The organism is Rhizobium sp. NPDC092011 (assembly GCF_044756305.1).
Taxonomy (GTDB): Bacteria; Pseudomonadota; Alphaproteobacteria; order Rhizobiales; family Rhizobiaceae; genus Rhizobium.
The window spans coordinates 1-1,276 of the sequence record NZ_JBIVSO010000051.1 but is presented as its reverse complement, the minus strand read 5'-3'; the positions used below and the strand labels follow the sequence as shown (position 1 = coordinate 1,276).

Genomic DNA, 1,276 nt, shown 5'->3' with positions numbered 1-1,276 from the left:
GTGGAGTGAACCCTTCGGGCTGGACCACGGGACACGGAAAAACTGATACACTCTGCGGGGCTCAATCGGAGAAGGCTCATGAAGTCCCGAGGTCCATATCGACGGCATTCGACGCCGTTCAAATTGCAGCTTTGCCAAGATATCCGGAACGGCGTCATTGGACGGCGCGATGCGCAGCGTACCTATGGCGTTTCGGCTAATCTTATCCAGTTGTGGCTCACGCAGTTCGATCGTGGCGAACTGAACGACGAGGAAGCAGAGGCCAGCGTTATTGCCGAGTACGAGGCACACATTGCGGCGCTTGAACGCAAGGTCGGCCAGCTCACGATGGAGCTTGACCTGGTGAAAAAAACTCCGCGCCAGCCGATCGCCGGCGACAGCGGGAACTCCTCCATCATCACCGGTCCCCGGCCTGTTCTGTCAGACGGGGGTGCGAAATGATCGATCTCCCGAGAAGCAGCTATTATTATCGATCAACTGCGAGAGAGTTGAACCTTGGGGATACGGAACTCGTTGCTATCATCGAGGATATCCAGGACGAGCTGCCCTGCTACGGATACCGACGCGTAACGCACGAGCTTCAGCGAAGAGGGCACTTGGTCAACCACAAGCGTGTCGCCCGCGTCATGCGGGCCAACGGTCTCGGGATCAGGCCTCGCAAGCGGTATGTTCGCACGACGGATAGCAACCACGATTCACCGATCTACCCGAACCTTTATCGGAATGTGATCCCGTCGCGGCCTGACATGGTCTGGGTGGCCGACTTCACATACATCCGTATAGCCGTCGGCTTTTGCTATCTCGCCGTCATTCTTGACGCCTGCAGCCGGAAAGTCGTCGGCTATGGCCTGTCAAAACGCCTGGATACGCCGCTGGCGTTGGCAGCGTTACGTTCCGCGCTTGAGAACAGAAAGCCTCCACCCGGCTGCATCCACCACACAGACCGCGGATGCCAATACGCGAGTGAGACCTATCGACGAGCGCTTGATGCCGGCGGTCTGCAGGGTTCCATGAGCGCCGTCGGCAACCCTTATCACAATGCTCAGGCAGAGAGCTTCATGAAAACCCTGAAAGTCGAGGACGTCTACATCGCCGGCTACGAGACATTCGCGGATGTGGCCGAACGCTTGCCCAAGTTCATTGAGGAGATCTACAATGCCAAGCGGCTTCACTCGGCCCTTGGCTACATGTCGCCAGCGGATTTTGAAACCCAACTCGCCCAGCAGGCGGCTTAGTTTGAAGCGCCTCGCTGGTCCAGCCCGAAGGGTTCACTCCA

2 protein-coding genes are annotated in these 1,276 nt (G+C 58.0%); both read left to right on the top strand.

Annotated elements, in window-relative coordinates:
• Nucleotides 1–78 precede the first annotated feature (78 nt).
• Entirely contained in the window at nt 79–441 is a 363-nt protein-coding gene (locus ACIQJ2_RS38250; protein ID WP_007603601.1) for a transposase, read from the top strand.
• Nucleotides 438–1,235, top strand: a complete 798-nt coding sequence (locus tag ACIQJ2_RS38245) for an IS3 family transposase (RefSeq protein WP_400678244.1) — start codon at nt 438–440, stop codon at nt 1,233–1,235. Before ACIQJ2_RS38250 ends, ACIQJ2_RS38245 begins: the two co-directional genes overlap by 4 nt.
• Nucleotides 1,236–1,276: the final 41 nt, after the last annotated feature.

Coding starts and splice junctions, on each gene's coding strand:
- ACIQJ2_RS38245 (WP_400678244.1), top strand. CDS start 438: ATGATCGATCTCCCGAGAAGCAGCTATTATTATCGATCAACTGCGAGA.
- ACIQJ2_RS38250 (WP_007603601.1), top strand. CDS start 79: ATGAAGTCCCGAGGTCCATATCGACGGCATTCGACGCCGTTCAAATTG.